Below are 26,896 nucleotides of genomic sequence, written 5' to 3'. Positions count from 1 at the left end.
CTGCGGAGACCCGCCCGGTCGGCGCCGCTGGCGTGATAGGCATGCCCGGGTGACGATCTTCCCCGATGCCCCGGCGACAGAGGAGCTTCCGATGACGGATGCAACAACCGAGTTGACCGCAGATCAGATTGTCGACTACGGCATGCCGGTGGGGCTTGCGATGTCCCCGGACGGCCGACTGGTCGCCTACGCGGTCAGGAACACCAGGAAGGGGGAGCCGCCGATCCGTTCGCTCTGGGTGGCCGCCGCTGACGGAAGCTCAGCTCCGAGGCGGATCAAGGCGAACCCGGCACCGATCAGCTCGCTGCGCTGGGCACCGGATTCGCAGTCGCTGATCTGCATGCTGGGCGGCAAGCTGCACCGCATCGGCCTGGACGGCGGCGAGGCCGGCGCCGCTGGGGAGCCGCTGACCGCCTGGGGCGGCGCGATATCCGACCAGTGGCCGCTCGCCGACAGCCGTACCGTCGCGGTGGCCGCCGAGGACGAGCCCACCGAGGAGGACGAGCGCAGGGAGGCCGAGCGCGACGACGCCAGGGTGTGGGGGGAACGGGAGCCGCTCAGCCGGCTGCGACTGCTGGACCTCGACACCGGTGTACTGCGCCTGGTCGACGGACTGGCCCACCGCCACGTCGTGGACGCGGCACAGCGGCCGGACGGCGGGCCTCTTGCGGTCCTCACCTGGAACTCCCCGGACCTGGACCCCGGCCTCTACAACGCCGAACTGCACCTGGTCGACCCGGTGACCTGCGCAGTCCAGGACCTCGGCGCGGTCGGGGCCGACGCCGGCTCCCCGGCCTGGTGGAGCGTCGACGGCGCGTGGCATGTGGCCTATCTGGCGGTCGCCCCGCCCGGCCTGGTGGAAGGCCGCTCGGTCCTGGACGTCACCGTGCCCGCCGCCGGCGTCGCGCCCGCAGCACACAGCAATCTGACGGCCGGTATGGCCGTCTGCCCGACCAGCCTGGTGCAGATCGCGGACGGCCCGCCGCTGGCGCTGTTCGCCGACGGACTCGACACCGCGCTCCACCGGCTCGACCCCGTCGAACGACGGTTCCAGCGGCTGTCCGGACTGGACGGCCTGGCCTTGTCGCTCACCGCGAGCCGCTCGGGGGCGACGGTCGCCGTGGTGGCGACCACGGCCTACGCACCGCGCGACATCCACGCCGGACCTCCCGCCGGTCCGCTGCTCAGGCTCAGCGACACCAGGCCGGAGCTGCGCCGGATCACCTGGGGAAGGCAGGAACGGCTGTCCTGGAAGGCCGCCGACGGGCTGGCACTCGACGGACTGCTGATCCTGCCGCCCGGTCGCAGTCGGGCGGACGGTCCGTTCCCCCTGGTCACCCTGGTGCACGGCGGCCCCTACGACCGGTACGCCGACGAGTTCATGCTCAACCCGGTGATCAGCGGCCAGTGGCTGGCGACGGGCGGGTGCGCGGTCTTCATGCCCAACCCGCGCGGCAGCGAAGGCCGCGGCGCCGACTTCGCCGCCACGGTCGTGGGCGCGGTCGGCGAGGACGAGTGGACCGACATCGTCAGCGGGATCGACCTGCTGGTCGCCGAAGGGGTGGCGGACCCCGAGCGGCTCGGTATCGCGGGCTGGAGCCACGGCGGCTTCATGGCCGCCTGGGCGGTGGGGCAGACCGACAGGTTCAAGGCGGCCCTGATGGGTGCGGGCATCAGCGACTGGGGCGTGCAGACCGCACTCGGTGAATGGGGCCTGCAGGACAGCGCCCTCGGCGGCAGCTCCGGCTGGGAGGGGCCCGGACCGCACCGCCACGACCGGCTCAGCCCGGTCTCGTACGCCTCGCGGATCCGCACGCCGGTCCTGATCGTGCACGGGGAGGAGGACACCAATGTGCCCTTCGGCCAGGCTGTGCTCTTCCACCGTGCGCTGCGCTACTACGGGGTCGACCACCAGCTGGTCGCCTATCCGCGCGAGGGCCACATCATCCACGAACGCAACCACCAGCTCGACCTGCTGCGGCGCAGCCGCGAGTGGTTCGACCGCCGGCTCGGGGCCGGGACCGGCTGAAACACGCTCGGCCGGGGCCCTCAGAGCAGTTCGGCGTGGGCCGTGCCGTCGGTGATGCCGAATCCGATCCTGCACGGGAACAGTGACGCATCGCCGGCGGCCCGCAGTTCGAGATCGCGGGTGACCACCCCGCGCGCCCACGGCCGGAGCCCCACCGGCAGCAGCTTCACCGACCCTCCGGTGAGCCGGACGTACGCGGGCCGGTCGTCGTCCGCGAGGTCGTCCCCGGCGAAGCCGACCGCCGCCACGTCCAGCACGACTCCGGTCTGCCCCTGCGAGATGACCGTCGGAAGGTCGAGCATATCGGCGAGCGCACTCGGCCCGATCGACCGCTCGCGACGTGGCTTGTTCTGCTTCTGACGACCCATGACCGGCATCGTAACCGGGCAGGGTGTCCCGCCACGCCAGGTATACGCTCGGCTGCATGCCCAGTCCCGAGGTGTCCTTCTTCTCCGGTCGTGACGGTGTGCGCCTTGCCTATCGGGAGGTGGGGGAGGGGCGGCCGCTGGTGCTGCTGCACGGTTTCAGCGGCGACGCGGCGCTCTGGCTGGCCGGCGGTCAGGCCGCGGCGATCGCGGCGAAGGGGCACCGCGTGATCCTGCCGGACTTCCGCGGCCACGGCAGCAGCGCCAAGCCGCAGGACGCGTCCGCCTATCCGCCCGACGTGCTGACCGACGACGGTCTGACCCTCGTCGAGCACCTGGGGCTGGACGACTACGACCTCGGGGGCTATTCGCTCGGCGCACGTATCGTGGTCCGGATGCTGGTCCGCGGCGCGACGCCGGGGCGGGCGGTGGTCGGGGGACAGGGCCTGCGTGAGGTGCTCGGCATCGGCGGCGGGGCGGGGGAGTTCGTCCGGCGGGTGTTCGCCGACCCGGGCGCGCACGAGCCCGGCTCGCGGGAGGCGCGGGCCGCGGAGGCTTTCCTGGCGCGGGGGGAGGATCCGGTCGCGCTGATCCACGTGCTGGACTCGATCGTCGCAACGCCGGTGGAGCCGTTGGGCGGTGTCCAGGTGCCGACGCTGGTGGCGGTCGGCAGCGATGACGAACGGGCCGTCTCGGCCGACGATCTGGTCGCGGCGCTGCCGCACGGCACCCGGGCCGTACTGCCCGGGGACCATCGGACGGCTGTCTCCGCACCGGAGTTCGTGGCAGCGATCGTGGACTTCCTCGCCGACCCCGCGGGGCGGAAATCCGGATGACCGGTGCGGGGTCGTCTCCCTACGCTCTGCGACATGGACAGTGGTCAACACCTGCTGAATGTCGTCGATGTGGAGGCGACCTGTTGGGACGGTGAGCCGCCGACCGGGGCGGTGAGCGAGATCATCGAGATCGGCCTGACCGTCGTCGACCTCGCCCGGGGCGAGCGTGTCGGGCGGCACCGGGTGCTGGTGCGGCCGACCCGATCCACCGTCAGTTCCTTCTGCTCCGAGCTGACCGGGCTCACCCAGGCCGAGGTGGACACCGGCGTCGCCTTCGCCGACGCCTGCCGGCTGCTGGCCACCGAGCACGAGGCCTGGGCCCGCCCCTGGGCCAGTTGGGGCGACTACGACCGGCACCAGTTCACGCGCCAGTGCAGTACCACCGGCACCGGGTACCCGTTCGGCCGTCGGCACACCAACGCCAAGCTGGTCTTCACCGAGGCCCACGGGCTGCGCAAGCGACCGGGGATGGCCCAGGCGCTGCAGATCGCCGGACTCCCGCTGGAGGGGCGCCATCACCGCGGCGAGGACGACGCCTGGAACATCGCCGCGCTGGTCCTCGGCCTGGCGGCCCGGGGTGCTTGGCCGCAGGAGCCGTACTAGGTCCCGGGCATCCCGGGCATGCGCAGTTCCTCCGGTAGGAGGTCCATCAGCAGGCCGTCGTGGAAGCTGCCGTCCTGGTGGCGCTCGTAGTTGCGCATGACGCCGACCGGGCGGAAGCCCAGGCTGCGGTAGAGGCGGATGGCAGGTTCGTTGTCGGTGGCCGGGTCGATGGTGAGGCGGTGGTGGCCGTCGACGTCCAGCAGATGGCGGGCCAGGGTGTGGATGGCGGCGGCGCCGATGCCGCGGCGGTGCCAGCCCGGGTGGACGGCGATGTCGATACCGGCGCTGCGGTAGGCAGGCGTGGGCTCCTCGCAGGACTGGATGATGCCGACGACGTCGCCCTCGTACTCGATGGCGTAGCTGCGGATGTCCTCCCCGGGCGCGCAGGCCTCGGCGGCCTCCTCGTCGGGGTCGCCCCACCAGCGGGCGACCTCCGGGGTGGCCAGGATCTCGCGGAAACGCCGACGGTCCGACGACTGCGCGGGGCGCAGCACGACCGAGCGTCCCCTGATCACGCCCATGCGGTTTACCTCCGTCCGGACCCGGTGGCCAACTCCCAGTCTGCGCCCGATCGGCAGTGATTCGCCGATTACCGGCCCATGGCGTCCGGGCGTGCGGCGGCGACGAGTTGGGGGCCCCAGACCGGGTCGTGGGCGACGTCGGGAAGGACGGCGACCACGGTCCCGGTGTGTTCCGCATGGACCATGGCGCCGCCGCCGATGTAGACGCCCACGTGGTGCACCGGGCCGCCGGGGTGGGCGAAGAACAGCAGGTCGCCGGGGATCAGCTGGTCCAGGGGCACCTGGGGGTCGGTGGCCAGCTGGTCCACGCTGTAATGCGGAAGCCGGATCCTGCCGCCGCTGCCCTGGTACCAGGCGAACAGGGCCAGCCCGCTGCAGTCGAACCCGACCGTGTGGTCGGCCATGCACACGCCCTGCAGGTAGCCGTTGGTCCCGTCGCAGAAGCCGAGCGACGGACCCTGCGGACCGCCCCCGCCCCAGGCGTACGGCGTCCCCAACTCGTGCAGGGCGGCCGCCACGACCTGCTGTCCCGTGTCGCGTTCGCCCACGGTCGAGGCCGAGGCCGGCCCGTCGCAGGCGAATGCCGCACCGGCCGCGGAGATCCACAGGAGCAGCGCGAGCACGGTGGCGGTGACGGCACCGCGGCGATGACGCGGGCCGTTGCGATGGCGTCGTCGGCGGTGAGGGGCGTGCGTGACATCCACCCTCGCATTCCACCGCCCCGGCGGTGCCGACCACCGCCATGCGGCCATCGGTGGGCGCGTTCGCCGTCCCCGCTCACCCCGCCGTGGCGGCCCCGTTCTGCGCCAGCATCCGGACGAAGCCGTCGATCAGCACGGTGACGCCGAAGTCGAAGGCCCGGTCGGCGCGGCTGGGCCCGGCCGGCTGGGCGGCCAGGGCGGCGGCCAGCCGGGGTGCGTGCGCGTCGGCCGGGATGGCCCACATCACCTCGGGGGCGGCCAGGTCCAGGGCTGCGCCCAGCACGAAGTTCTCGAAGGCGGTGAGCGCGGCCATGATGTCCGGCGGTGAGAAGCCGGCCCGCTCCATCAGTGCCACCAGCCGCTCGTAGCAGTCCAGCACCTCGGGTGCGCGTACCGGTTCGCCGGTCAGCAGCGGCACCACATGCGGGTGCGCCGCGAAGGCGGCCCGGTAGGAGTAGGCGAAGGCCCGCAGCGCGGGCTCCCAGGGCCGGTCGTCGAGCAGGGTCGCGTCGATCTCCCGGCCGACCCGGGCGCGCAGCAGTTCCACGATGCCCGAGCGCCCGTCGACGTGGTGGTAGATGGAGGCGGTCTGCACGCCGAGCCGGCGGGCCATCTCCGGGACGGTGAAGTCCCCCGTCTCGTCGACCAGTTCCAGGGCCACCTCGGCGATCCGCTCCAGGTCCAGCAGTGCCTTGCGGGGTCGTGCCATCGGAACCTCTCCTCCTCGAGTGACGGGGGTCACTTGGCGTGGACCGCTGTCGAGGCTATATTGCCGGAAACCTAAATCTAATCGGTTTAGGTTAACCCCCACACGGAAGGCTTCCGGATGGAGCCAGAACTGCGCCGCGGCACGCTCGGCACCGGTGACATCGCGTTCTTCGTGATCTCCGCCGCCGCACCGCTGATGATCCTGGCCGGGGTCGCCCCCTACGCGATCCTGGTCGGCGGTATCGGCGCGCCCTCCGCATACCTGATCGCCGGGATCGTGCTCACGGTCTTCGCGGTCGGGTTCACCACGATGTCCCGCTACGTCTCCAACGCCGGGGCGTTCTACGCCTACATCACCAAGGGGCTCGGCCGTCCGGCCGGGGTCGCCGCGGCCGTGCTCGCCCTGGTGTCCTACAACGGCGTCCAGATCGGCATGTACGGGCTGCTCGGCAGCGCGGCGCAGAGCACCGTTCAGTCCATGCTCGGGGTGGACATCCCCTGGCCCTACTACGCGCTGACCGGCGTCGCCCTGGTCTGGTTCGCCGGCTACCGCAGCATCGAGTTCGGCGCCAGGCTGCTGGGCGTACTGATGCTGGCCGAGTCCGGCATCCTGGTGCTGCTGGCCGTCGCCGTCCTGCTCAAGGGCGGCGCGCACGGCCTGGACCTGCGCTCCTACGCGCCAAAGAACGTGTTCAACGGTTCCACCAGCTCGCTGCTGGTGTTCGCCTTCGCCGCCTTCATGGGCTTCGAGTCGACCGCCATCTACCGCTCCGAGGCGCGCGACCCCCGCCGCACCATCCCGCGCGCCACCTACATCGCGGTGGCCTTCCTCGGCCTGTTCTACAGCTTCGTCGCCTGGGCGATCATCCAGGGCTTCGGCTCCTCCTACGTGCAGGCCGCAGCCGCGAAGGACCCCGCCGGACTGGTCTTCACCGAGATGGACAGCTACGTCGGCACCTGGGCCACCGACACCATGCACGTGCTGATCCTCAGCAGTAGCCTCGCCTCGCTGCTGGCCTTCCACAACGCCATCAACCGCTACACCAAGGCCATCGCCGACGAGGGCATGCTCCCGGCCCGGCTCGCCTCGGTCCACCCCCGCACCGGCTCGCCCCACCTGGCCGGCGGGCTGCAGACGCTGATGTCCGTGGTGGTGGTCACCGCCTTCGCCGTCGCCGGTCTGGACCCCTACCTGAAGCTGCTGTTCTGGGTGAACACCCCCGGTGTGATCGGCCTGGTGCTGCTCCAGGTCGGGGTGGCGATCGCGGTCCCGGTCTACTTCCGCCGCATCGACCACGACGAGAGCGTCTGGCGCACCGTGGTCGCGCCGGTGCTGGCCGCCATCGGCATGGTCACCGCGCTCTATCTGATGATCTCCAAGATCTCGCTGCTGACCGGGGCCTCCGGCAGCATCAACACGGTGCTCGTCGGCCTGGTGCCGGTGGTCATCGTGGCCGGCCTCGGCCTGGCCCTGTGGCTGCGGGCCAAGCGCCCGCAGGTGTACGCACGACTGGGCGCCGAGCCGCCGGTCGTCGAGGAAGAGGAAGAACTTGTCCACAGCTGACTCCACCGCCGCCCCCGCCCCCGCCGCCGTTGCCGGGGCCGACTCCATCCTCACCGGCGCCCTGGTGCACACCCTGGACCCGGCCGCGCCCGGCCCGAGCCGGGTGCAGGCGGTGGCCGTCAAGGACGGAACCATCGTCGCGGTCGGCGACCCCGCACAGGTGGCGGCCGACTGGCGCGGAGCCGCCACCACCGTGCACGACCTCCAAGGTGCCACGCTCACACCGGGCCTGACCGACGGTCACCTGCACCCGGTCATGGGGGCGAGCTCCTTCACCGGCCTGGACCTGTCCGCCTGCCGCAACATCGCCGACCTGCGCTCGGCGCTGGCCGGCGCGGTCCGCGACACCACCCGCGGCGAGTGGATCACCGGCTACGGGCTCGACCACAACGCCTTCGAGGGCGCGGCCGTCAGCAACGCCCTGATCGACGACGTCCTGGACGGCATCCCCGCCCTGCTGCTGCTCTACGACGCCCACTCGGCGCTGGCCGGCTCCGCCGCGCTGCGGGCCGCCGGGATCGACGGGCCGCGCAGCTTCGCCAGCCGCTCGGAGATCGTCTGCGACCCGTCCGGAACCCCCACCGGGCACCTGCTGGAGGACGGCGCGATCGGCCTGGTCCGCCGGGTGATGCCGGTGGCCGACCTGGGCGAGCGCCGGGCCCGGGTGCTGGAACTGCTGCAGTCCATGGCCGCCGTCGGCCTGACGGGTGGTCATGTGATGGACTGCGAGGGCGACTCGCTGGAACTGATCGCCGGAATCGAGGACCTGCCGCTGCGGCTGCGGATCGCCCCCTGGGCCATGCCCGGCGACATCGACGCCCAGGTCGAGCACCTGCTGGCGCTGCGCGGCACCGGCGGACCGCGCTGGAGCGTGGACGCGGTGAAGTTCTTCGTCGACGGCACCGTCGAGGGCGGCACCGCCTGGCTGGAGCGGGCCGACTGCCACGGCCAGGGCACCGACTCCTTCTGGCACGACCCGGCCGACTACACCAGGGCCGTCCGCCGCCTGGACGCGGGCGGGATGCAGACCGCCACCCACGCCATCGGCGACGCCGGCGTACGGCACGCACTGGACACCCTGGCCGGCGCGGCCCGCACGGTGCGGCACCGCATCGAGCACATCGAGACGCTGCCCTACGAGCAGATCCGGCGCTTCGCCGAACTGGACGTGGCGGCGTCCATGCAGCCCACCCACACCGCCTACACCAGGGCCGACCACAGCGACCAGTGGTCCCTGCGGCTCGGCCCGGAACGCGCGGGCCGGGCCTGGTGCTGCCGCGACCTGCGGGACACCGGGGCCACCCTGGTGCTCGGTTCGGACTGGCCGATCGCCCACTTCGACCCGCGCCAGGTGCTGGCCACCGCCCAGCTGCGCAGACTGCCCGGCACCGACAGCGAACCCGTGCTGCCCGCCCAGGGGCTCACCGCGCTGATGGCACTGGAGGGCATGACCAGCCACGCCGCCCACGCCACCGGTCAGGGCCACATCGCGGGCCGGATCGCCCGCGGCCACCGGGCCGACCTCACCGCCTTCGCGGTGGACCCGCTCACCGCGCCCCCGGATGAGCTGGCCGACGCCCCGATCCGGCTCACCATGGTCGACGGAGCCGTCACCCACCGCAGCTGAGCGGCCGAGGAGGAGTTCCACCGGCGTCCGAAGGTAATCTGGGGCCGACTCCACTCCCGAGCACCGAGGATCCTCCATGGCCCCCGCCGGCGCATCCGACCCGAGGGACCCGTTGCCCGGGTACCTCGCCGGGCTGGACCACGAGGCCCTGGTCGCACTGCTGCTGGAGGCCGCGCACCACGATCGGGAACTGGGGGAGCGGCTGCGGTCGGCGGCGGCAAGGACGGCGCTGCGCGAGGCCGGCGACGATCCGGTGGCGGTGGGGGCCGCCGTCGAGGCGGCGCTGCGGCCGGTCGGCGAACTCGACGGCCCGGGCACCCGGCTCTATGCCGAGCAGGTCCGCGCGGTGGTCGGACTCCTCCGCAGCACCCTGCCGAGCGGTGACGCCGCCCTCGTGGTGCGGCTCGCGCAGCAGGCGGTCGAGCAGGTCGGTGCGGCGGCGGTCCGGGCCGACGACTCCTCGGGGGAGTTGGCCGCCGCGGCCGAGGACCTCGCCGCACTGCACCTGGACGCCTGCCGGGAGAGCCGCCCCGACCCGGCGGAGCTCGGCCACTGGCTGGCCGAGCGGCACCTGACGGTGGATCAGGACGTCCTGTACGGCATCGGATCCTACGCGCCGATCCTCGGCGAGCGCGGGCTCGACGCCTACAGCAGCACCCTCACCGTCCTCTGGGACCAGCCCGGAACAGCGGGCAGTCCCGCCCTGGCCCGCCGCCTCGAAGCCCTGCACACGGCCCGGGGCGACACCGACGCCCTAGTCGCCGTCCTGGCCGCCGACCTGGGACACCCCAGCCGCCATCTGCGCATCGCCGAACTGCTGGCCGCCGAGGGACGGATCGCCGAAGCCGTCGACTGGGCGGAGCAGGGCCTGGCGGCGACCCCGGCCGGCCGCGGGCCGGACGCACCGCTGCCGGCCTTCCTGGCCCGGCACTACGGTGCGGTCGGCCGCGGCGCCGAGGCCGTCGCGCTGCTCCGCGAGCAGTTCCGGCGCCATCCGGACCACGACGCCTACCTCGCCCTGGCCGCCGCGGCGGCCCCCGCCGACGCGGCCGGGCAGCGCGAGTGGGCCCTGGGCGAACTCCACCAGCGGGCCGCCCGCCCCACCACCCGCAGCTGGGAGAACCCCGCCTCCCCGCTGATCGAGTTCCTGCTCGCCGACGGCGACCTGGACGGGGCCTGGGCGGCCGCCCACCGCTACGCCGTCCCGCACCCGGCGCTGCTCCGCCTGGCCGAGCTGCGTGCGGCCACCCACCCGGCCGATGCCGTCCCGGTCTACCGCGCGGAGATCGACCAGCAGATCCAGCAGCAGACCCGCGAGTCCTTCCGCGCCGCCGCCGACCGGACCGTCCGTCTGCGCGACCTGTACCGGGACATGGGCGCCCCGGAGCAGGGCGAGAGCATGGTCGCCGAGATCCGTGAGCTGCACCGGACCCGCGGCAGCCTGATGGCCGAGCTGGACGCCCGGGGGCTGTGAGTCCGTCCGCCCTCGCGTCGGAACGCCGCCATACCGGCCCCCGGGCCTAACCTGGCCGTGTGATCAATGGTGCGCACCTCATCGTCTACAGCCGCGACGCGGAAGCCGACCGGGCCTTCTTCCGGGACGTGCTGGAGTACCCGCACGTCGACGCCGGACACGACTGGCTGATCTTCAGGCTCCCACCGGCCGAGGTCGCCGTGCATCCCACCGACGGCCCGGAGACCCAGGAGCTCTTCCTGATGTGCGACGACGTCGAGGCGACCGTCAGCGACCTCACCGCCAAGGGCGTGCAGTTCACCCAGGCGATCACCGACGAGCGCTGGGGGCGGCTGACCAGGTTCCGCCTGCCGGGCGGCAGCGAGGTGGGCATGTACGAGCCCCGCCACGAACGGGCCACCGGTCTGTGAGGCATGACGGCGGGTCACTGCAGCGCGGTCGCCGCGGGTCGGGACTGCTCCCGCGCGGCGATCTCCTCGGGTCGGGCCAGCGGGCCCGGGCGCAGTAGCGTGCCGCAGACGACGGCGCCGACCGTGAAGATGCCTGCGCACCACCAGAACACCGCGGTGTAACCGTGGACGGCCGCGGCCTGGACCAGATCCGGTGTCGGCCGCCCGTGCTGATGGGCGGTCAGATAGCGGGTGGTGGCGCCGGCCGCGATGGTGTTGAGCAGCGCGGTGCCGATCGAACCGCCGAGCTGCTGCCCGGTGTTGATGCTCGCCGAGGCCACCCCCGCGTCGCGCGGTGCCACGCCGAAGGTGCCGGTGGCGGCCACCATGCCGAAGATGAGGCCCATACCGGCACCGGTCACCATGATCGGTCCGAGCAGCGCCGAGGCGTAGCCCGTGTGCGCACCGATCCTGGTCAGCCAGGCCATGCCGGCCGCGTTGAGCAGCATGCCGGCGAGGACCATCGTCCTGGGGCCGAACCTGGGCAGCAGCCTGGTGTTGCCCAAGGTGGCCGTGGCGCCGCTGAGCGCCACCATCGGCAGCAGGGCGACGCCGGAGCGGACCGCCGAGTACCCGAGGGTCACCTGCATGTAGTAGACCAGGAACAGGAAGACCCCGAACACGCCGGCGCCGAGGATCAGCACGGTGAGATAGGCGCCGGCGCGGTTGCGGTCGAGCACCACGCGGGGCGGCAGCAGCGGCTGCGCGGCGCGGGACTGCCAGAGCGCGAAGACGATCAGCAGCGCGACGCCGGCGACCAGGAAGCCCCAGGTCGCAGCGGTGCCCCAGCCGTGCGAGGCGGCCCTGGAGAAGCCGAAGACCAGGCAGAACATCCCGCCGGACACCGCCACCACACCCGGGACGTCCAGCCGCCCGCCCGGCGTCCGCTCCTGCCGGCCCACCAGTAGCGCGCCCCCGACGACCGCGATCGCGGCGAAGACCACATTGACGTACATGCACCAGCGCCAGGACAGGTAGGAGGTCAGCACACCGCCGATCAGCAGTCCCAGACCCCCGCCGGCGGCCGCGACCGCGCCGTAGACGCCGAACGCCTTGGCCCGCTCCTTCGGGTCCTTGAAGGTCGTGGCCAGCAACGACAGTGCCGACGGTGCCAGCAGCGCGCCGAAGACCCCCTGGGCGGCGCGCGCGGTCACCAGCATCGAGAAGTCGACCGCGGCACCGCCGACGGCGGAGGCGGCGGCGAAGCCGATGAGGCCGGTCAGGAAGGTCACCTTGCGGCCGACCAGGTCGGCCAGCCGTCCGCAGAACAGCAGAAGGCCCCCGAACGCCAGCGCGTACGCGGTCACGACCCACTGCCTGTCGGCGGTGCTGAACCTCAGCGCGCTCTGCGCCGACGGCAGCGCGAGGTTCATCACGGTCAGGTCGAGCACGACCATGAGCTGCGCGACGGCGATGACGGCGAGCACCCGCCACCGCCTGGGATCCGCCGCCGCTGCGGGAACTGCACTGTGTGCTGCCACGATTGACTCCTTGTTGGATGGTTGGACCGACGGGATCGGGGTGCCGACCGGCGACCATGAGACGTCGGCGACCCGGGAGCTGTGACAGCGGCTGCCATGTGACCAGGGCCACCGGCCGTGGATGTCACAGAGCGGTGGCGACCGGCGTCTCGTGCCTGTGGCAGTGCTGGGAGAGCGAACAGGCGGGAGCCGGGCATGGACGAGCAGAGCGAACCGACGACGGACACGGCCGAACCGCTCGGTCGCGCGGACCGGGTGGACTCCGCCACCCAGGCGTTCGTGGCCCACCGCAACCTGCTGTTCACCGTGGCCTACGAGATGCTCGGCTCGGCCACCGACGCCGAGGACGTGCTCCAGGAGACCTGGCTGCGCTGGGTCGGCGTCGATCCCGGCACCGTGCGGGACCGGCGTGCCTACCTGGTGCGCATCGTCACCCGGCAGGCGCTGGACCGGCTGCGTGCGCTGGGCCGGCGCAAGGAGTCCTACGTCGGCCCGTGGCTGCCCGAGCCGTTGCTGACCGCGCCCGATGTGGCCGATGACGTCGAGCTCGCGGAGAGCGTCTCGATGGCGATGCTGCTGGTGCTGGAGACGCTCGCGCCGACCGAGCGGGCCGTGTTCGTGCTGCGCGAGGTGTTCGATCTGGACTACGACGAGATCGCCGAGGCGGTGGCCAAGACCCCTGCCGCCGTACGCCAGATCGCCCACCGGGCACGGACACACGTGGCCGCGCGCCGACCCCGCGGCACCGCCTCCCCGGCCGAGACCCGGGCCGTGGTCCAGGCCTTCCGGCAGGCGGTCGAGACCGGTGACCTGCAGCGTCTGCTCGACATCCTCGCGCCGGACGTGGTCGCCCTGAGCGACGGCGGCGGAGTCAGGCAGGCCCTGCTGCGCCCGGTGGTGGGCGCCGGCAAGGTGGCCCGCCTGGTGACCCTCGGCTGGTACCGGCCGCACGGCAGGAGGTCCGTCGAGCCGATCCAGCTCAACGGCAGCCCGGCGCTGCTGGTCCGGCTCGACGGGGAGGTCGACGGGGTGCTGGCGGTCCGGATCGAGAACGGACGGATCACCGGCCTCTACGGCGTGCGCAATCCCGAGAAGCTGTCGCGGGTGGAGCGGGAGACCGCCGTGAGCCGCTGATGCGGCGCGGGGAAGGTCCTAGGGTGAGGGGATGGAGTATCTGAGCCTGGATCAGGTCGAAGCCGTCGCGCGGCGCGCCCATGCCGGGCAGGTGGACAAGGCCGGGCGTCCCTACGCGGAGCACCTGGCCGCGGTGGCGGCGGGCGTCCGCGAGCGGGGCGGCGACCCGGAGCAGATCGCCGCCGCCTGGCTGCACGACGCGATCGAGGACGACGCGCTGTCGGGGGAGTGGCTGGCCGGGGCGCCGCTGTCGGAGCGGACCAAGGCGCTGGTGCTGGCGATGACCAAGCACTCGGGGGAGGACCCGCGCGACTACGCGGCGCGGCTGCGTGCCGAGCCGGGTGCGGTGGTGATCAAGCAGGCGGACCTGGAGCACAACAGCAACCCCCGGCGGCTGGCCGAACTGGACCCGGCGACCCGGATCCGGCTGCGCCGCAAGTACGCCCGGATGGGCAGGCTGCTGCGCTGGGACCCGGCCGCCCCGGTCCCGGCCCGCCCCGGCGAGGGCGATCCGGGGGACGCGGCACTGCTGGACGGCCTGCGCCGCGACCGGACCGACGGCTGGGAGACCCTCGCCGCAAACGTCCGCGACTGGCAGGTGCAGGACGACGACTACCTCTGGACGGAGGGCCGCCGACAGCCGGACGGCAGCTGGCAGTTGGGCTACCCCGTGTACAGCGGGCGGGTCGACTCGATCCGCTCCGCCCTGGACTCGGTCGGGGCGGTGACCCCGGCCTACCACTGGATGACGTTCGCGCCGCCGCAGCTGAGCCGGGAGGAGACCTGCTCACCGGCCGACGCCGTCCGGCTGGCCACCCATTTCGTCCGGGGCGAACGCTACGGCGACGGCACGATCGGCAGCGCCCTGCTGGACGGCACGCTGTTCGCCGTCGCCGAGGCCCTGGTCGGCTGGTACCGCGAAGGAGAGGCGCACAGCGGGTAGCGCGGTACCAGAAGTCATATATGACTGGTGGGTCCGACGGCGCCAAGATCGCCGCAACTACTTGACCTGTCCTTGGACCGAGCCATAGTGTCTGCGACAGGTCATATATGAGATCTCATGCAGGGAGCAGTGGACGTGCCCGAGATCCTTGCCCAGAACGGACAGGCCCGCCCCGGGGCCCTGCCCTCGCGCACCGAGGCCGTGCTGGAGTCCATCAAGCACGCCATCCTGATCGGGGAGTTGAAGCCCGGGCAGGCATTGGTGGAGACGGACCTCGCCGAGCAGCTGGGCGTCTCCAAGACGCCGGTGCGGGAGGCGCTGAAGACCCTGGCCGGCTCCGGACTGGTCGTCATGAGCCCCTACAAGGGGGCAGCCGTTCGCGAGGTCGACCAGGCGCACGCCCGCTGCGTCTACGACATGCGGCTGCTGCTGGAGCCGGTCGCCGCAGCCCGCACCGCCGCCGGCGCGGTCGACTGGGAGATCGCCCGGCGCGCCCTGGACCTGGCCGACCAGGCCTCGGACACGGCCGAGCGCTCGCTCGCCAACCGTGCCTTCCACCGGGCGCTGTACGCCAGCTGCGGCAACCCGCTGCTGGTACGGACCCTGGACGAACTGCGCGACCAGACGGCGCTGCTGTCCAGCGCGGCCTGGGCCCGGCAGCCCTCCTGGGAGCAGGAGGCACGCGAACACCGGGCGATCCTGGCCGCCGCCCGCTCCCAGGAGGCGGACCAGGTACGGGATCTGATGCGGGCTCATATCGGTGCTTTCGCTGCCCGGAACTTTCCGGAGGACGGGATCTGATGACCACGGAGAACCAGTTGCCCCCGACCCCGCTGGAGGCGTTGCGCGCCCGACTGTCCACCGTCGTCGCCATCCCGGTGACACCGTTCCGGGAGGACGGCGCGGTGGACTGGGACAACCACGCCGCGCTGATCCGGCGTCTGGTCGAGCACGGCGTCGAGGTGGTCACCCCCAACGGCAACACCGGCGAGTTCTACACCCTCACCGAGGCCGAGATCCGCCGCGCCGTGGAGTCCGCGGTCACCGCCGTCGACGGCAGGGCCGAGGTGATGGCCGGCGTCGGGCTCGACATCGCCGGCGCCGTCGCCGGCGCCCTGGACGCGAGGTCGGCAGGCGCGGGCTCGCTGATGGTGCACCAGCCGGTGCACCCCTACCGTTCGGCAGAGGGCTGGATCGAGTACCACCGGGCCATCGCCGACGCGGTGCCCGAGCTGGGCGTGGTCCTCTACGTCCGGGACCCGAGGATCGACGGTTGGCAGATCGCCGAACTCGCCGACCACAGCCCCAATGTGATCGGGGTGAAGTACGCCGTCCCGGACCCGGTGCGGTTCGCCTCGGTGGCCCGCGACGCCGGACTGCACCGCTTCGCCTGGATCGCCGGGCTGGCCGAGCTCTCCACTCCCGGCTACTGGGCGGTGGGGGCGACCGGCTTCACCTCCGGGCTGGTCAATGTCGTACCGCAGCTGTCCGCCGCACTGCTGGAGGCGCTGCGCGGCGGCGACTTCACCAAGGCGATGCGGGTGTGGGAGTCGGCCCGGGTCTTCGAGGAGCTGCGCGCCGCCGACGCCTCCGCCGACAACGTCAGCGTGGTCAAGGAGGCCCTGCAGCAGCTGGGCCTCTCCGGCCGGGCGGTACGCCCGCCGTCCCGGGTCCTGCCCGAGGACCTGCGGGTCCGGATCTCCGAGCTGATAGCCCAGTGGCGGAACGAAGGCTGGCTGTGAACGATCCCGCAGAGACGACCGGCACGACCGACACGACCCGCGGCGCCGCCGCCCCGCAGGTGCTGCGCTCCGCCGCCTGGTTCGGCGACAGCGAGGACCCCACCGGCGGCAGGCTCCGCGCCTTCAGCCACCGCTCCCGGATGCGCCAGCTGGGCTACCTCCCCGAGGAGCACCTCGGCAAGCCGGTCATCGCGATCCTCAACACCTGGTCCGACATCAACCCCTGCCACATGCACCTGCGCGAGCGCGCCGAACAGGTCAAGCGCGGGGTCTGGCAGGCCGGCGGGTTCCCGCTGGAGTTCCCGGTCTCCACCCTCTCCGAGACCTTCCAGAAGCCCACCCCCATGCTCTACCGCAACCTGCTGGCCATGGAGACCGAGGAACTGCTCCGCTCCTACCCGGTGGACGGTGCGGTGCTGATGGGCGGCTGCGACAAGACCGTGCCCGCGCTGCTGATGGGCGCCGCCAGCGCCGGACTGCCGGCCCTGGTGGTCCCGTCCGGGCCGATGCTGCGCGGCAACTACCGGGGCCGGGCCCTGGGCAGCGGCACCGACCTGTGGGCCTACTGGGACGAGTACCGGGCCGGGCGGATCGGTGAGTGCGAGCTCTCCCAGGTCGAGTGCGGTCTGGCCCGCTCGCCGGGCCACTGCATGACCATGGGGACGGCCTCGACCATGACGGCCGCCGCCGAAGCCCTGGGCATGGCCCTGCCGGGATCCTCCTCCATCCCCGCCGTCGACTCCGGCCACCACCGGATGGCCTCCGCCAGCGGCGCCCGCGCCGTGGAACTGGTGCGGGAGCGGCTGACCCCGGACCGGATCATGACCAGGGAGGCCTTCGAGGACGCGGCCGCGACGGTGCTGGCCCTGGGCGGCTCGACCAACGCCCTGATCCACCTGGTCGCGATGGCCGGACGGCTGGGCGTGCCGTTCTCCCTGGAGGACTTCGACGAGATCGGCCGGCGGGTCCCGGTGCTGGCCGACGTCCGGCCGGTGGGCGCGGCGCTGATGGAGGACTTCCACTACGCCGGCGGACTGCCCGCCCTGCTGCGGCAGCTCGCCGAGGTCCCGGGGGCGCTGCACCCGGACCGGACCACGGTCACCGGCGCTCCCTTCTCCTCCTACTACGCCGCCGCCGAGACCCACGACCCGCAGGTCATCCGCACCCCGCAGGACCCGGTGTCCAGCGAGGGCGGCGTGGCGGTGCTGCACGGCAACCTGGCACCGGGCGGCGCGGTGATCAAGCACCTGGCGGCGGCGCCGGAACTGCTCACCCACACCGGCCCCGCCGTGGTGTTCGACTCCTACCAGGAACTCCAGCGCACCATCGACGACCCGGCTCTCGGCATCACCGAGGACAGCGTGCTGGTGCTGCGCGGGGCCGGTCCGCTCGGCGGCCCCGGCATGCCCGAGTACGGAATGCTGCCGATCCCGGCCCACCTGCTGGAGCGCGGGGTCAAGGACCTGGTCCGGATCTCCGACGCGCGGATGTCCGGCACCAGCTACGGCACCTGCGTGCTGCACGTCGCCCCGGAGTCGCACGCCGGCGGCCCGCTCGCCCTGGTCCGCACCGGCGACCCGGTCACCCTGGACGTCCCGGCCAGGCTGCTGCAGTTGGAGGTGGCCGCCGAGGAGCTGGAACGCCGGCGCGCCGCCTGGCAGCCGCCCGAGCCACGCTTCGAGCGCGGCTACGGGGCGCTCTACTCCGAGCACATCACCCAGGCGGACCAGGGCTGCGACTTCGACTTCCTGGCCCGCCAGGGCAACAACCCGGCCCCCGACCCCAGCTGAACCAGTCCCATGACCATGAGCACGTTATCGTCATGAAGTCTCTTGAAGGACCTGGAGAGGAGTGACACCGTGCTCGACCCCGACGTGCGCCGCGTACTCGACGGCACCCCGATCGCCCATCTGGCCACCGTCCTGCCGGACGGTGGCCCGCACTCGGTTCCGCTCTGGATCGGCACCGAGGGCGAGCACATCGTGATCCTCACCGGTCCGGGCAGCCGCAAGGCGCGCAACCTGCGCCGCGACCCGCGGGTCGCCATCTCCCTGACGCCCGCCGACAACCCGTTCGAGCCGGTGCTGATCCGCGGACGGGTCGTCGAATGGCTGGAGGGCGATGCGGCCTGGGCAGTCGTCGACCGGATCGCGACGAAGTACATCGGCGCGCCCTACTCCCGGGAGCAGGAGCGCGTCGTGGCCGTGATCGAGCCCGAGCGGCAGTCCGTCGGCCTGGGCTCCTAGCCTGTGGTTCCGAAGGTAACCCGGTAGTAGCAGGCGCCCTTGCAGGCCATGGTGGCGGAGTCGTCGAAGGCGTAGGAGTAGGCGTACGGCTCCGCCTTCTTGAAGACCTGGGTGTAGTCGACCGGCCACTTCGCCGGTATGCAGTTGTCCCGGCCGGCCCAGGCTCCGCGGCAGCAGTAGGTGTCACCGCCGAAGGCGGCGCAGGGCGGCTTGCAGCCGATGACCTGGCCGCCGTTGACGGCCTGCATGGCGGTGGGGCAGACGATCGGGGTGGTGCAGGTCCCCTTGTAGCAGCCGGAAGCGGTGATCGGGTCCGTGCTGACGGTGTGTGAGATGTTGATGTACATCGGCAGGTTGGACCCGTCGACCATGCTGACGTCGTAGAAGTCCAGGTTGTCGAAGGCGTCGAAGGTGAACTCGCCCAGCGTGGTCGGGGTGGTCGGACCGGAACAGGTCGTGGTGCAGTCGCCGGTGAGGCAGGTCCCCGCACCGTTGCTGGTGCAGCCGGTCCGGCCCCAGATCCGCCCGCCCCAGTTGTTGGCCACCGTGACGGTGGCGCTCTGCCCCGGCTGGAGCTTCAGGCCGCCCGGGTAGGCCGCGGTGGTGTTGGTGACGATCACCCAGACGGTCTGCTGGGTCTTGTTCACCAGCGCGATGGACCGCTGCCCGGCCGGAGCCGCCTGGGTGGGCTGTGTCGCGGTGCTCGCCGCCGTGGACCTGGTGGTGGCCGCGGGAGCGGCCGTGCGCGTCGCCGTGTGCGAGGCCGACGGCGAGGGTGTCGCGGACTTCGTGGTGGCGCTGGGGGACGGGGAGGGGGAAGCCGACGGGCCGGGGGACGCACTGGCCCCGCCGCCGCTGCCTGCGGTGGCGACCGCCGAGGACGGGTCGGCCACCTGGGCGGTCCCCACGCCGTTCGGCGGGGACGGCCAGAAGACGACGACCAGCGTCGCGACGACGGCCGCCGTCAGCGCGAGCCACCATCCCCGTGCGGATCGGGTTCGATGCTTCCTGCGTGCCATGGCCTGCCTGTCCCCTCGCCGATGAGGCGGTATGAGGCGGACGCCTCGTACAGGAGACCGGAACGGCGCCCTCCGACAACAGAAATTCGGGTGCGTTCTTCGCTAGGACGAGGAGAGGGCGGCCAACCGGGCCGCGAGGCCGTCGAGGACGGCGTGGAGGCCGAACTCGAAGGTGTGCTCCGGGGCCGCGCCGTAGTCGGCGGCGGTGGCCCGGTCCAGGCGGACGCGCAGTCGGGGGAACTGCCTGGCGACCTCGGCGGCCCGGTCCATGCTGTCGCTCAGCACCTGCTCGCCGTCCCCGCCGTCGCGGTCCAGCTTCCTGGTGAGCGCGGCCGTCGCGGCCGTGCCCAGGGCGTTGCCGAGGACGAAGGTGAACACGGTGGCCGCCGCCTGGTCGGCCTGGGCTCCGGGGAAGCCGGCCGCCTCGTAGACGGCGAGGATGTGGTCGTCGTGGCGGGCCTTGCCGGGGCCGAACATCGGCAGTGAGCCGAAGGCCTGCACCAGCCAGGAGTGCCGGGTGAGCATCGCGTGCAGTTCGGTGGCCATGGTGGCGGCCGCCGCCCGCCAGCCGACCTCGGCCGGGTCGGGCCGCGGGACCTCGTTCCAGGCCCGGTCGGCGGCCAGTGCGACGAGGTTGTCCTTGCTGCCCACGTGCCAGTACACCGCGGTGGCGGCGGAGCCCAGCCGCCGGCCCAGGGCGCGCATGTTCAGGCCCTCCAGGCCCTCGGCGTCCAGCAGTTCGACGGCGGCTTCGACGATCTGTTCGCTGGTCAGCGTGGAGCGTGGCATGTGCCCAGGGTAGGGCACCGGGCCATCTACTTGCACATCGTTCAAGAAAGTACTTGCACGCTGTTCAAGTCGTGCCCTAGGTTCTTCTTGAACGCAGTGCAAGTCGAGCGAACAGGGGAACCGGAATGTCACACGAAACGCTGTCCGAGGTCGTCAGGGCGACGGCCGCCAGGTTCGACATCCCCGGTGTCGCGGTCGGGGTGTGGGCGGACGGCCGGGAGGCCTTCGCCTGTCAGGGCGTGACCAGCATCGACAACCCGCTGCCGGTGGACCCGGGCACGCTGTTCGTGCTGGGGTCGATCAGCAAGAGCTGCACCGCGACCGCGCTGATGCGCCTGGTCGCCTCCGGTCAGGTCGAGCTGGACGCCCCGGTGCGCCGCTACGTCCCCGAACTGGTGCTGGCGGACGAGCAGGTCGCTGCGGAGATCACGGTGCTGAACCTGCTCAACCACACCGCGGGCCTGGACTGGAGGATCATCGCCGACACCGGGGACGGGGACGACGCCCTGGCCGGCTATGTGGAGAGGCTGGCCGGGCTCAAGCTGATCGCGCCGCCCAACTCCCGGGCCTCCTACAGCCAGGCGGGCTACAACCTGCTCGGCCGGGTCATCGAGAAGGTCACCGGCCAGACCTACGAACAGGCCGTCGCCACCCTGCTGCTGGAACCGGTGGGAATGGAGCAGAGCCGCTACACCCCGGCCGACGCGATGCTGCGCCGGTTCGCGGTGGGGCACAACGCCGGCGAGGACGGCGCCCTGGCCGTGGTGCGCCAGTGGAAGGACACCCGCGCCAACAACCCGGGCGGCGGCCTGGTCTCCTCGGTGGCGGACCAGCTCCGCTGGGCCCGGTTCCACCTCGACGGCAGCCGCACCGCGAGCGGGGAGCAACTGCTGCCCGCCGAACTGCTGCGGCAGATGCAGCAGCCGACGGTCGAGCTGCGCGCCAGCACCCTCGGCGACGCCATCGGCCTGTGCTGGTTCCTGCGCGACGTCGACGGGGTGCGCACCGTCGGCCACGGCGGGTCGGCCAACGGCCAGTTCGCCGAGCTGCTGATGGTGCCCGAGCGGGACTTCGCGGTGGTGGTGCTGTCCAACGCCGGCCCGGACGGCATCCCCTTCAATCAGGAGATCGTCCGCTGGGCGCTGGAGTCCTACCTCGGCGTGGCCGACCGCGACCCGGTCTCGCTGCCCTACGACGAGGAGCAGGCTCGGCAGATCGTCGGCGACTACGAGAACGACGCCATGTCGCTGGTCATCGCCTCCGACGGGACCGCACTGACCCTGGAGGTCATGATCAAGCCCGAGATCCGTGCCGCCTCCGACACCGAACTCCCGGCCGACTACCCGCCGTTCGACCTCGGCCTGCTGCCCGGCGACACCGACGAGTACATCGTCACCAGCGGCGCCCTGAAGGGCCAGCGCGGCTACTGCACCCGCGACACCGCCGGCACCGTCACCGGCGTCGACCTGGCCGGCCGCCTCTTCAAGCGCGCCCCGGCCGCCTCCGACTGAACCCTGTTCCGCTCGGTTCCACGAAGGGTCCTCGTGTAACGGTCGAGGGCCCTTCGCGCTGCTCCGCTCCTCTCGACCGGCCTCACCCCGATCAACTGACCAAGTGTCATTTGTACGCATTCATAGAAGAATTCAGGACATTCTCCGGCGAGCTGAACCTTGCCTGGGAGTCGGTGGGGAGTTCCCTGGGGGTCCTTGCAAGTATTGGCATGGACTCGATATACCTGGGTGCGAACGATCATGGATTTCTTGCTCGTATCCAGATCGAAGTTCTTGCACTGAATTTCCAATGGATCTGCTGTGGCATGCCTAATGGTTCGACGGTTTCGGCCTTGCCAGCACTGAGAAGTGTGAGTACCAGTAGGGGAGTGAAAGGTGTTCTCTCAAAGGGAGTTCATAAGATCGGCGCCGATGCGGTTGCTGGTCATCATGGCGCTGGTGGCCTTGTGCGCCCTGGTCGGAATCCCGGGTGCGACGGCGGCCCGGGCCGATGCGCCGAGCTGTAGTGCGGGGTCCTGTGAGGGAAAGAACGCGGAGGCCACGGGCTGTTCCGCCGATGAGCTGCTGATCGAGGACTCTTCCGAGTCCTCGGGCGGGAGCACCTTGCAGATGTACTACTCCAGCGCATGTCAGACCGTGTGGGCCATATTCACGGACACGGTCGAGGCATATTTCGGCGTTGCGGAGCTGGTCACGGTGCCCAACGGCGGGGGTCTGGAGCAGGTGGACCAGCAGGTCCTTGGCAGCGCTGACACCGGGTCGATGCAGAGCAACAACTACGTGACCGAGACGGGCATGACGCAGTGGAACCAGTCCGTGAAGGCGTGCGGACTGCCGCAGAACGAACCAGCAGAGTCCGAGGATCCGCAACCGGACGGCGGCACGGCGGTCAACATCCTTGGCTGGTGCACGGCATGGCACTGACACGGCGTCACCTCAACTCCGCAGGCCCTTTCGACGAGGAAGACAAGATGCCAGGGCTGTTGCATCCGCGCCGTCGAGGGCGACCACGTAGGTGGACTGCGGTCACCACTGGACTCGTCGCGCTCGCGGCGCTGCTGCTGTCGGGGCCGACAGCCCAGGCGACGCCCGATTCGGGTGCGGTGACTGGGAACTCGGGTGCCTTCACGGATCCCGCCGCGGACCTGGGCACGGGCTGGAAGTCCTCGACCGATGAGCTGCTGACCGGCTTGGGGGACTCGCAGGGCTTTCACATCCTGGAGGCGATGGAGAGCAAGGCCTTCGCTTGGAGCACGCTGGCAACGCTGACGGTTCCGGGTGTGGACGCGGCTTCATGGACCGGGTACACCTGTACGACCGGTGACGGGCGCTACGTCGCGGCGGTGTATGCGCCCTCCACCGCGGCGAACAGTCCCGCCCAGCGTGCGGCGGGGGCTTTCGCGGCTGTGGTCAACGTTGCCACGGGCAAGGTCACCCAGGTCGCGTCGGGGATGGCCCTCGACTACTTCACCCCGAGCTGCGGCACCGGGGACCAGGTGGTGTTCACCCGGAACACGGTGGACGACAGCCAGACCCAGGTGATGGTGGCCGACGCCTCCACCGGACGGCTCGTCAGCAGCACCCTGGTCAAGGCGCAGTTCACGACGCCGGTGCCGACCGCCGCCGGCGTGTACGGGGTCGCCCACGGTGACCTCGTCCGGATGAACGCGAACGGAACGCTGAGCACACTGGCGCGTCCGCAGGGTCAGCCCTACGCCCTGGCGGCGGACTCGGCACATGGGCTGCAACTGCTCAGCGTGGACGGTAGCCGTTCGGTGCTCCAGCGGTGGAACGGCAGCGGGCTGGTCGCACTCGGCACCGCCCAGAGCACCAATATCGGCCTGTTCAGCGGACTCGGCGGGCACAACACTTTGGTCGGGGACGCGACGTCACTCAATGTCAAAGCCGCCCCTGGGCTGCGTTCCGTCCCGGCGGCAGAGCAGCCCGACGCGGTGTCCTTCCAGGGGGATGCGGTGGCCGAGTCGATCACCTCCGCCGACTCGACAAGCGCCCCCAGCGGCAGTGGCTGGGACCAGCCCACGACAGAGGCCGCCGTTCGGTCCGCCCGCACAGGCACTGTCTCCCATGCGGAGTTCCAGGCGTCGGGCCCGGTCACCCAGACCTTCGGGCAGAGCAGCACTTCGGGAACCGCCTCGGGCACTGCGAGTGGCACCACGGCGGTGAAGTCCTCCTACACCGTCAGTACCTCGGGTACGACTGAGTCGGTCACGTCAGCTGCGGTGACAGCTCTGGCGGCGACCACCTGCGACTCCGGTGTGAGCAGCGGATATGATGCGAGTTATCCGGTCGCCCTGGTTACCCCGCCCTCCTGCGATACCGTGCCCACCTGCCTGGTGGCACGAAACAGCGCGACCAAGCAGGTGCTGCAGCCCAGCGAGAACATGGTGGAGTGGGCGGTCGACCAGGCTGTGCACGCCGACCTCACTATCACCCGGCCGGCGAACTACGACAGCAACGGCGAGTCGTCCTACTCGCCGGAGAGCATGTTCCCCGCAGCAGCCCTCACCGGTGGCGGGACCATCCCGGCCCAGGTCATGCTGGCTATCCTGGCCCAGGAGTCCAACCTCAAGCAGGCCTCCTGGCATGCGGTCCCCGGTGACGCGGGCAACCCGCTGGTCTCCGACTACTACGGCAACGGCGACAGCATCTCGTCCCTGCCGAACTACACAGGTACCGACTGCGGCTACGGTATCGCTCAGGTCACCGATGGGATGTCGAGCAGTTCCGGGTCGCCGATGACAGAGGCTCAGGCCTCTGCAGTGGCCACCGACTACGCGGCGAACATCGCAGCCGGCGTACAGATCCTCGGCCAGACCTGGAATGAACTGCAGGGCCTCTCCACGCCGATGACGGTGAACGACGGCAGCGCGCAGTACATCGAGAACTGGTACTACGCGATCTGGGGCTACAACAGCGGGGTCTACACCGACCCGACCCAGAACGACGGCCATGTCGGCCTGGGCTGGGCCAACAACCCGGCCAATCCGGCCTACGACGCTGCCCGCGAACCGTTCATGCGCTACGACACCGGCGACGCAGCGCACCCGGGGGACTGGCCCTATCAGGAGAGGGTCCTCGGCTGGGCGGAGAATCCCCAGGTCACCTATGGATCCGCTACCTCGTACACGGATGCGACCTACGCCACCAGCGAGTGCACCGTGCTCGCAAGCAGCACCGACACGGCATGCTTCCTCAACCTGCCGACGAACTACCGGCTGTTCTGCTCCACCGCGGTCAACGACTGCGACCCCTCCACCACGAGTGGCAGCCCGTGCCCGGCGACCGACAGCACCTGCTGGTGGAATCAGCCCGTCTCATGGATCTCGGGGGACGAGAGCACGCAGGCCGCCACGGAGCACCTGGCCTACCCGCTCGGCTCCGCCGAACCAGCGATCAACAGTCAGTACGCCGCACCTGACTGCTCCTTCCCTTCCGGTTCCACGGGCACCTTCGTCATCGGCACCGAGGAGGACAGCAGCAAGAACGTCTTCGGCTGCCCCGGTAGCGAGTCCAGCGGCAAATTCTCACTTCGCCTGGGCGACAGCTTCGCCGGGACGGAGATCACGGAAAGCGGACTCACCCTGGAGAACCCGCTCACGGCACAGATCGACCTGCACCAACTGGGGGCAGGGTGGATGGGCCACATCTACTTCACCCACACCTACCCGCTGAACGACTACGCGCACAAGGTCACCGCACAGTGGGCGCCCGACCCGAGCGCCATTCCTGCAGCAGGTGAGCAGTTCGACATCCACATCCATCTGCCCTCGCACGGAAACACCGCCAGCAGCGTCTACTACCTGCTCAAGGAGGGCGTCTCGTCAACCGGCGCCGAGCCCAGCGTGGGCTGCACCAAGAGTCAGGTGAACAGCGGCCAGGACGAGTGGGTGGACCTCGGCACCGCCTACCTGTGGCCCGGAGCCCGACTGCTGCTCAGCAACCTCGTCAGCGGGGCCACCGGAACCTCGGACATCGCCTTCGACGCGGTCGCCTTCTCCCCGGCCACCTCGGGCAGTTGGTGCCCGTAGGCAGACAACTGACCCGAACCGCAGCTCAGCTGCGGTGATCCGGGGCGTTGAACGGCATGCAGCGCGGTGGCGGAGGGAGCTCCTCCGCCACCGCGCTCCCGCTCCGCCCCTCAGACCCCGTCATATCTGGACCGGAGACTATGCGCGACACTCTGACCAAATCCCTGGCCTGCACCCTGCCGCTGGCAACGGTGCTGCTCACCGCGGCCTGCTCGGGTGCGACACCGCCCAGCGCAACCCGCGGGCCGGCTGCGGCTGCCACCACCTCCGGCAGCATGCCCGCGACCGCCGGGGCGGCGGACCCCGATGCGGGAAGTGCCACGCCCACGCCAACCTGGACGGTCATTGCCGATCCCACCGGACCGGTACCCAGCGCTGAGCTCGCCCCCGACAAGGGCTCGATGCGAGCACTGTCGACGAATTTCGACTTCAGCTCCTTCTCGGAGCACGAGCTCAAGACCTGGGACATCACGCTGAAATCAACTCCTGACGATGGAAGCCGATCGGACATGTACACCGCGCTCGGCGGCAACAGCGTGAAGGGCAAGAGCCACCTCTTCGTCTTTGTGTACCGCAACAAGCAGCAGGCCGTGACCGCCATTGGTTGCGGCTACAGCCAGGGTGACTCTGCTACAGCGACACAGTTCATGGACGACTGCGCCCGGACGCAGCTGACAGGTGTGTCCTCGGCGCAGGTCGTCGCATACATCCAGGAAGAAAGGCAGCTGATGACGCCGCTATTGGTGGGCGCGGCAGCCAGCTACTCAGCTCCATATCGCAAGATCGGGTCCGACACATTCAGCTTTCTGAAAGGTGTCGGACAGGAGGTCCTGAACATTCGCGGCGATATTAATTCGCCTGCCAATTAGACCTCGCTGTATGCATCCCAGGGAATATCAAGGATATTCCCAGGAGAGCTTAGGGTTTTGACGGGAACGCATCAAGTACGGATGGTCATCCGGGCAGCATGCCGCCGCTCGGAGGCATGTGTGTCAACGGACAAGGGGTGAGTGGTGAGACGGTGGACCGCGCTGGCGGCGATCACTGGTGTGATCATCGGTGGGATCGGGGTGCCGCCCGCCTGGGCGGCCACCCATGCGAAGGC

Annotated in this window: 25 protein-coding genes and 1 pseudogene; 19 read left to right on the top strand and 7 right to left on the bottom strand. The window is 71.1% G+C overall.

Annotated features, from left to right (window positions below; translation table 11 throughout):
- Positions 1-91: 91 nt before the first annotated feature.
- The gene (locus tag ABUW04_RS15585; protein ID WP_380565217.1) at positions 92-2,029 is read left to right on the top strand and encodes a S9 family peptidase; all 1,938 of its coding nucleotides are present in this window, start codon (positions 92-94) and stop codon (positions 2,027-2,029) included.
- A 20-nt stretch (positions 2,030-2,049) separates the two neighbouring features.
- On the opposite strand, the gene ABUW04_RS15580 is transcribed toward ABUW04_RS15585, so the two are convergent.
- Positions 2,050-2,397: a hypothetical protein gene (locus ABUW04_RS15580; RefSeq protein WP_380565215.1), complete on the bottom strand. Its 348-nt coding sequence runs from the start codon at positions 2,395-2,397 to the stop codon at positions 2,050-2,052.
- Positions 2,398-2,453: 56 nt separating this feature from the next.
- On the opposite strand from ABUW04_RS15580, the gene ABUW04_RS15575 reads away from it, so the two are divergent.
- Entirely contained in the window at positions 2,454-3,230 is a 777-nt protein-coding gene (locus ABUW04_RS15575; RefSeq protein WP_380565212.1) for an alpha/beta fold hydrolase, read from the top strand.
- A gap of 33 nt (positions 3,231-3,263) precedes the next feature.
- Entirely contained in the window at positions 3,264-3,833 is a 570-nt protein-coding gene (locus tag ABUW04_RS15570) for an exonuclease domain-containing protein (RefSeq protein ID WP_380565210.1), read from the top strand.
- On the opposite strand, the gene ABUW04_RS15565 is transcribed toward ABUW04_RS15570, so the two are convergent.
- The 3 genes from ABUW04_RS15565 to ABUW04_RS15555 form a co-directional block, all read right to left on the bottom strand.
- The gene (locus ABUW04_RS15565) at positions 3,830-4,354 is read right to left on the bottom strand and encodes a GNAT family N-acetyltransferase (protein WP_380565208.1); all 525 of its coding nucleotides are present in this window, start codon (positions 4,352-4,354) and stop codon (positions 3,830-3,832) included. The two genes, ABUW04_RS15570 and ABUW04_RS15565, sit on opposite strands and share 4 nt — an antisense overlap.
- 68 nt (positions 4,355-4,422) lie before the next feature.
- Entirely contained in the window at positions 4,423-5,058 is a 636-nt protein-coding gene (locus ABUW04_RS15560) for a C40 family peptidase (protein WP_380565206.1), read from the bottom strand.
- Between the two features lie 73 nt (positions 5,059-5,131).
- Positions 5,132-5,764, bottom strand: coding sequence for a TetR/AcrR family transcriptional regulator C-terminal domain-containing protein (locus ABUW04_RS15555; protein ID WP_380565204.1), 633 nt, complete (start codon positions 5,762-5,764; stop codon positions 5,132-5,134).
- 117 nt (positions 5,765-5,881) lie between these two features.
- Between ABUW04_RS15555 and ABUW04_RS15550 the strand changes: the two genes are divergently transcribed.
- The 4 genes from ABUW04_RS15550 (at position 5,882) to ABUW04_RS15535 (ending at position 10,838) form a co-directional block, all read left to right on the top strand.
- The gene (locus ABUW04_RS15550; RefSeq protein ID WP_051725987.1) at positions 5,882-7,327 is read left to right on the top strand and encodes an APC family permease; all 1,446 of its coding nucleotides are present in this window, start codon (positions 5,882-5,884) and stop codon (positions 7,325-7,327) included.
- Entirely contained in the window at positions 7,314-8,954 is a 1,641-nt protein-coding gene (locus ABUW04_RS15545) for an amidohydrolase (protein ID WP_380565202.1), read from the top strand. The genes ABUW04_RS15550 and ABUW04_RS15545 overlap by 14 nt, the downstream gene beginning before the upstream one ends.
- Before the next feature lie 76 nt (positions 8,955-9,030).
- Positions 9,031-10,428, top strand: coding sequence for a hypothetical protein (locus ABUW04_RS15540; protein ID WP_380565200.1), 1,398 nt, complete (start codon positions 9,031-9,033; stop codon positions 10,426-10,428).
- Positions 10,429-10,487: 59 nt separating this feature from the next.
- Positions 10,488-10,838: a VOC family protein gene (locus ABUW04_RS15535; protein ID WP_380565198.1), complete on the top strand. Its 351-nt coding sequence runs from the start codon at positions 10,488-10,490 to the stop codon at positions 10,836-10,838.
- Between the two features lie 14 nt (positions 10,839-10,852).
- On the opposite strand, the gene ABUW04_RS15530 is transcribed toward ABUW04_RS15535, so the two are convergent.
- The gene (locus ABUW04_RS15530; protein ID WP_380565197.1) at positions 10,853-12,358 is read right to left on the bottom strand and encodes an MFS transporter; all 1,506 of its coding nucleotides are present in this window, start codon (positions 12,356-12,358) and stop codon (positions 10,853-10,855) included.
- A gap of 195 nt (positions 12,359-12,553) precedes the next feature.
- Between ABUW04_RS15530 and ABUW04_RS15525 the strand changes: the two genes are divergently transcribed.
- The 7 genes and pseudogenes from ABUW04_RS15525 (at position 12,554) to ABUW04_RS15495 (ending at position 18,423) form a co-directional block, all read left to right on the top strand.
- Positions 12,554-13,492 carry an RNA polymerase sigma-70 factor gene (locus ABUW04_RS15525; RefSeq protein ID WP_380565195.1) on the top strand — a complete coding sequence of 313 codons (939 nt, stop codon included), beginning with the start codon at positions 12,554-12,556 and terminating at the stop codon, positions 13,490-13,492.
- A gap of 31 nt (positions 13,493-13,523) precedes the next feature.
- Positions 13,524-13,955: pseudogene (locus ABUW04_RS15520) on the top strand (HD domain-containing protein); the annotation flags it as partial.
- The gene (locus ABUW04_RS15515) at positions 13,941-14,435 is read left to right on the top strand and encodes a DUF6508 domain-containing protein (protein WP_380565640.1); all 495 of its coding nucleotides are present in this window, start codon (positions 13,941-13,943) and stop codon (positions 14,433-14,435) included. The pseudogene ABUW04_RS15520 and the gene ABUW04_RS15515, both read left to right, overlap by 15 nt.
- 135 nt (positions 14,436-14,570) lie before the next feature.
- Positions 14,571-15,236 carry a GntR family transcriptional regulator gene (locus tag ABUW04_RS15510; protein ID WP_380565193.1) on the top strand — a complete coding sequence of 222 codons (666 nt, stop codon included), beginning with the start codon at positions 14,571-14,573 and terminating at the stop codon, positions 15,234-15,236.
- Positions 15,236-16,177 (top strand): dihydrodipicolinate synthase family protein, encoded by a 942-nt coding sequence (locus ABUW04_RS15505; RefSeq protein WP_380565191.1) that lies wholly within the window; start codon positions 15,236-15,238, stop codon positions 16,175-16,177. Before ABUW04_RS15510 ends, ABUW04_RS15505 begins: the two co-directional genes overlap by 1 nt.
- Positions 16,178-16,236: 59 nt before the next feature.
- A complete protein-coding gene (gene araD / locus ABUW04_RS15500; protein WP_380565639.1) occupies positions 16,237-17,967 on the top strand; it encodes an L-arabinonate dehydratase in 1,731 nt (576 codons plus the stop codon).
- A 69-nt stretch (positions 17,968-18,036) separates the two neighbouring features.
- Complete coding sequence (locus tag ABUW04_RS15495; RefSeq protein WP_030259439.1) at positions 18,037-18,423, top strand: PPOX class F420-dependent oxidoreductase; 387 nt, start codon at positions 18,037-18,039, stop codon at positions 18,421-18,423.
- On the opposite strand, the gene ABUW04_RS15490 is transcribed toward ABUW04_RS15495, so the two are convergent.
- A complete protein-coding gene (locus ABUW04_RS15490; protein WP_380565189.1) occupies positions 18,420-19,070 on the bottom strand; it encodes a thaumatin family protein in 651 nt (216 codons plus the stop codon). The two genes, ABUW04_RS15495 and ABUW04_RS15490, sit on opposite strands and share 4 nt — an antisense overlap.
- Here ABUW04_RS15490 and ABUW04_RS15485 point away from each other — a divergent pair.
- On the top strand, positions 19,063-19,467 hold the full coding sequence (locus tag ABUW04_RS15485) for a hypothetical protein (protein WP_380565187.1): 405 nt from the start codon (positions 19,063-19,065) through the stop codon (positions 19,465-19,467). The two genes, ABUW04_RS15490 and ABUW04_RS15485, sit on opposite strands and share 8 nt — an antisense overlap.
- Positions 19,468-19,544: 77 nt before the next feature.
- Here ABUW04_RS15485 and ABUW04_RS15480 read toward each other — a convergent pair whose 3' ends face one another.
- On the bottom strand, positions 19,545-20,231 hold the full coding sequence (locus ABUW04_RS15480; RefSeq protein WP_380565185.1) for a TetR/AcrR family transcriptional regulator C-terminal domain-containing protein: 687 nt from the start codon (positions 20,229-20,231) through the stop codon (positions 19,545-19,547).
- A 125-nt stretch (positions 20,232-20,356) separates the two neighbouring features.
- On the opposite strand from ABUW04_RS15480, the gene ABUW04_RS15475 reads away from it, so the two are divergent.
- From ABUW04_RS15475 to ABUW04_RS15460, 4 genes are all read left to right on the top strand, one after another.
- The gene (locus tag ABUW04_RS15475) at positions 20,357-21,742 is read left to right on the top strand and encodes a serine hydrolase domain-containing protein (RefSeq protein WP_380565184.1); all 1,386 of its coding nucleotides are present in this window, start codon (positions 20,357-20,359) and stop codon (positions 21,740-21,742) included.
- Between the two features lie 411 nt (positions 21,743-22,153).
- Positions 22,154-22,666, top strand: coding sequence for a DUF2690 domain-containing protein (locus ABUW04_RS15470; protein ID WP_030259443.1), 513 nt, complete (start codon positions 22,154-22,156; stop codon positions 22,664-22,666).
- A 179-nt stretch (positions 22,667-22,845) separates the two neighbouring features.
- Positions 22,846-25,791, top strand: a complete 2,946-nt coding sequence (locus ABUW04_RS15465) for a hypothetical protein (protein WP_380565182.1) — start codon at positions 22,846-22,848, stop codon at positions 25,789-25,791.
- Between the two features lie 140 nt (positions 25,792-25,931).
- On the top strand, positions 25,932-26,660 hold the full coding sequence (locus ABUW04_RS15460) for a hypothetical protein (protein ID WP_380565181.1): 729 nt from the start codon (positions 25,932-25,934) through the stop codon (positions 26,658-26,660).
- Positions 26,661-26,896: the final 236 nt, after the last annotated feature.

The organism is Streptacidiphilus jeojiensis, from assembly GCF_042510965.1.
Lineage (GTDB): Bacteria > Actinomycetota > Actinomycetes > Streptomycetales > Streptomycetaceae > Streptacidiphilus > Streptacidiphilus jeojiensis.
The sequence above is the reverse complement of the archived record's forward strand: the minus strand, read 5'-3'. Positions and strand labels throughout refer to the sequence as shown.

Coding starts and splice junctions, on each gene's coding strand:
- ABUW04_RS15585 (WP_380565217.1), top strand. CDS start 92: ATGACGGATGCAACAACCGAGTTGACCGCAGATCAGATTGTCGACTAC.
- ABUW04_RS15580 (WP_380565215.1), bottom strand. CDS start 2,397: ATGGGTCGTCAGAAGCAGAACAAGCCACGTCGCGAGCGGTCGATCGGG.
- ABUW04_RS15575 (WP_380565212.1), top strand. CDS start 2,454: ATGCCCAGTCCCGAGGTGTCCTTCTTCTCCGGTCGTGACGGTGTGCGC.
- ABUW04_RS15570 (WP_380565210.1), top strand. CDS start 3,264: ATGGACAGTGGTCAACACCTGCTGAATGTCGTCGATGTGGAGGCGACC.
- ABUW04_RS15565 (WP_380565208.1), bottom strand. CDS start 4,354: ATGGGCGTGATCAGGGGACGCTCGGTCGTGCTGCGCCCCGCGCAGTCG.
- ABUW04_RS15555 (WP_380565204.1), bottom strand. CDS start 5,764: ATGGCACGACCCCGCAAGGCACTGCTGGACCTGGAGCGGATCGCCGAG.
- ABUW04_RS15550 (WP_051725987.1), top strand. CDS start 5,882: ATGGAGCCAGAACTGCGCCGCGGCACGCTCGGCACCGGTGACATCGCG.
- ABUW04_RS15540 (WP_380565200.1), top strand. CDS start 9,031: ATGGCCCCCGCCGGCGCATCCGACCCGAGGGACCCGTTGCCCGGGTAC.
- ABUW04_RS15525 (WP_380565195.1), top strand. CDS start 12,554: ATGGACGAGCAGAGCGAACCGACGACGGACACGGCCGAACCGCTCGGT.
- ABUW04_RS15515 (WP_380565640.1), top strand. CDS start 13,941: ATGGGCAGGCTGCTGCGCTGGGACCCGGCCGCCCCGGTCCCGGCCCGC.
- ABUW04_RS15505 (WP_380565191.1), top strand. CDS start 15,236: ATGACCACGGAGAACCAGTTGCCCCCGACCCCGCTGGAGGCGTTGCGC.
- ABUW04_RS15480 (WP_380565185.1), bottom strand. CDS start 20,231: ATGCCACGCTCCACGCTGACCAGCGAACAGATCGTCGAAGCCGCCGTC.
- ABUW04_RS15475 (WP_380565184.1), top strand. CDS start 20,357: ATGTCACACGAAACGCTGTCCGAGGTCGTCAGGGCGACGGCCGCCAGG.
- ABUW04_RS15470 (WP_030259443.1), top strand. CDS start 22,154: ATGCGGTTGCTGGTCATCATGGCGCTGGTGGCCTTGTGCGCCCTGGTC.
- ABUW04_RS15460 (WP_380565181.1), top strand. CDS start 25,932: ATGCGCGACACTCTGACCAAATCCCTGGCCTGCACCCTGCCGCTGGCA.